Below are 3,238 nucleotides of genomic sequence, written 5' to 3'. Positions count from 1 at the left end.
GCCGTCGGGGCTCGAAGCTCACGCCCGGGCGGCCGAGCGCGGCCCGGGCGGCGGCCAGCGCCTCGGCGGAGACGTCCGGGGTGTGCAGCGGACCCGCGCAGTTGTCGCACCGGCCGCACGGTGCGGCCTGCTCGTCGTCCAGCTGACGGCGCAGGAACTCCATCCGGCAGCCGGTGCCCGCCGCATAGTCGCGCATCGCCCGCTGCTCCGCCTCCCGGGAGGCGGCGACCTTGGCGTAGCGGGCGGTGTCGTACGCCCAGCTCTGGCCGGTGGCCGTCCAGCCGCCCTTGACCCGGCGGACGGCGCCGTCCACGTCGAGCACCTTGAGCATGGTCTCCAGCCGGGCCCGGCGCAGGTCCACCCGGGGCTCCAGGGCGGCGGTGGAGAGCGGCCGGCCGGCCTCGGCCAGCGCGTCGATGGTGCGGCGCACCTGTTCCTCCGGGGGGAAGGCCAGTGAGGCGAAGTAGCGCCAGATCGCCTCGTCCTCGCGCCCGGGCAGCAGCAGCACCTCGGCCCGGTCCACTCCGCGCCCGGCCCGGCCGACCTGCTGGTAGTAGGCGATCGGCGAGCTGGGCGAGCCGAGGTGCACCACGAAGCCGAGGTCGGGCTTGTCGAAGCCCATGCCGAGCGCGGAGGTGGCGACCAGCGCCTTGACCCGGTTGGCCAGCAGGTCGGCCTCGGCGGTGCGGCGCTCGGCGTCCTCGGTGCGGCCGGAGTAGGAGGCCACCGGGAAGCCGCGCTCGCGCAGGAAGGCCGTCACCTCCTCGGCGGCGGCCACCGTCAGGGTGTAGACGATGCCCGAGCCGGGGAGCCGGTCGAGGTGGTCGGCCAGCCAGGCGAGGCGGTGTGCCGGGTCGGGCAGGGAGAGCACGCCCAGGGTGAGGCTCTCCCGGTCGAGCGGCCCGCGCAGCACCAGGGCGTGCTCGTCGGTGGTACCGGTGCCGAGCTGCTCGGCGACGTCCGCGGTGACCCGGGCGTTGGCGGTGGCGGTGGTGGCCAGGACCGGGACGCCGGGCGGCAGCTCCGCGAGCATGGTGCGCAGCCGGCGGTAGTCGGGGCGGAAGTCGTGCCCCCAGTCGGAGATGCAGTGGGCCTCGTCGACCACGAGCAGGCCGGTGGAGGCGGCGAGCTCGGGCAGCACCTGGTCGCGGAAGTCCGGGTTGTTCAGCCGCTCGGGGCTGACCAGCAGGATGTCGACCTTCCCGTCGGCGACCTCCTCCTGGACCGCGGTCCACTCGTCGGTGTTGGCCGAGTTGATCGTGCGGGCGTGGATGCCGGCCCGGGCGGCCGACTCGACCTGGTTGCGCATCAGGGCGAGCAGCGGTGAGACGATCACCGTCGGCCCGGCGCCGCGGGCCCGGAGCAGGGCGGTGGCGATGAAGTAGACGGCGGACTTCCCCCAGCCGGTGCGCTGGACGACCAGGGCGCGGCGGTGGTCGACCACGAGGGCCTCGATGGCCGTCCACTGGTCCTCGCGCAGGGTGGCTCCGGGGCCGGCGAGCTCGCGCAGGACGGCCTCGGCCCGCGCCCGGACCTCGGCGCGGTCGGCGGTGGTGTGGATGTCGGGCTGCTGCATGGCGTCCATGTAACCCCGTACCGCCGACAAGCGACGAATGCCGGGGAGCGGAGGCGGGGGAAGGCGGGGTGTATTTCATCCGCTGGTCCGCTGAACGGCGGTCAAAATCCACTCGTGGGAGGGAGTGTCGCCTGCTCCGAATGAGTGAGGAGAAATTCGGGGGCGGAGTTATCCACAGGAAAAAAGTCGGTTCCGACATCGTTCGCGGATTGCGTCCACTCTTGCGGCCATGAACGCGATGAACAACGAACACGTCATTCTGTCCCTCGGACCGGCCTCCGACCACCGGCAGGTCGTCATGCGCGGCCCGGCCGACATGGCCGAGCTGCTTCCGTACTTCCTGGGCTTCTACCCCGACGACAGCATCGTCGCGGTGGGGCTCCACGGTCCCGGCCTGCACCAGGGCGGGGTGATCCGGGCGGACCTGCCGCGGTCTCCCGCGCAGTGGCCGGCCGCGGCGGAGGAGACGGCCGCCCTGCTGGTCGCCCTCTCCGAGCGGCACGGCGCCCGGCCGCTCCAGGTGCTCCTCTACCTCTGCCAGGACCCGGATGCGGCCCACGCCCCGCCGGTGGTGGACGGGCTGCGGCCGCTGGCGGAGGCCCTCCGGGCGGCCTTCGGGCGCCGGGGCGTGGCCGTCAAGGAGGCGCTGTGCGTCTCGGACGGCCGCTGGTGGTCCTTCCTCTGCCGCGGTGACGGCTGCTGCGACGCGGCGGGCAATCCGGTGCGGCGCAGCCCGGAGCCGGGTCCGGCGGCCGCCGCCGCGACGGTGGCCGGCCTGGTGCCGCGCGGCAGCCGCAAGGCCATCATCGGCGGGCTGGACCCGGTCGGTCCGCCGGCGGACGCCGCCCAGCGCGAGGCGCTCGCCCGGGCCGAGGCCGTGGACGCCCTCGCCAGGGAGCAGCGCATCGCCCTGCTCGACCAGGCCTTCGCCGAGTTCCGGGCCGGAGCCAGGGAACTCGACGCGGACCGGACGGCCCAGCTGCTGCTCGCCCTGCGGGACCGTCTGGTGCGGGACCGTGGCGTCGAGTACGCCAGGCCCGCCGAGCTGGCCCCGGCCGAGCGGCTCTGGCGCTTCCTCGCCCGGCGGGCGGTGCCGCCGTACGAGGGCTGCGCGGTGGCCCCGCTCACCCTGCTGGCCTGGACGTCCTGGGTCGCCGGGGACACGGCGACGGCCCGGGTCGTGCTCGGCCACGTCCTGCGGCTCGCCCCGGGCTACCTGCTGGCCGAGCTGCTCTACGAGTCGCTCAACGACGGCATGACGCCCCAGGGGCTGCTGGCCGCCGTCGAGGCCCAGCGTCGGCGGCGCGAGGAGCCCGGGGCCGCCACGGCCCCGGCCGAGGAACCGCGGCCTCCGGCGGGCGGAGCACCGAACGCCGAGGCGCCGCCGCCCGCCCAGGGGGCGCCCCTCCGTGACGACGCGGGTCGCGGGCCCGCCCCTGGCGCGGGCGAGGCCCTCGGTGAGCGGCCCGGGCGGTCGGCCGGCGCGCGGCGGCACCGGCGTGGCGGTCGCCGGAAGGGTTCGTCCACGGCGTCGGCACCGATGGATCCGGGCCCGGGCGCCCCGGACGGCTCGGGAGGTCCGGAGCCGGACGGTGGTGGTGCCGGGGCGGTCGGCCTGCTGTCGGCGCCCGGACGGGCCGCAGTGCCCGGGCACGCCAGGGC

At 75.9% G+C, this 3,238-nt stretch carries 2 protein-coding genes; one reads left to right on the top strand and one right to left on the bottom strand.

Annotation, left to right across the window (positions count from 1 at the left end):
* A partial coding sequence (locus tag ACFU6K_RS34825; RefSeq protein WP_380669984.1) for a RecQ family ATP-dependent DNA helicase occupies window positions 1-1,576 on the bottom strand: 1,576 nt, incomplete at its 3' end.
* A 229-nt stretch (window positions 1,577-1,805) separates the two neighbouring features.
* Between ACFU6K_RS34825 and ACFU6K_RS34820 the strand changes: the two genes are divergently transcribed.
* Window positions 1,806-3,238 (top strand): DUF4192 domain-containing protein (locus ACFU6K_RS34820; protein WP_380669982.1); only part of this gene is annotated, 1,433 nt, incomplete at its 3' end.

The sequence above is a fragment of the Kitasatospora sp. NPDC057512 genome, assembly GCF_042802135.1.
Taxonomy (GTDB): Bacteria; Actinomycetota; Actinomycetes; order Streptomycetales; family Streptomycetaceae; genus Kitasatospora.
Note: the sequence above shows the minus strand (reverse complement) of the source record. Positions and strands in the feature narration are given on the sequence as shown.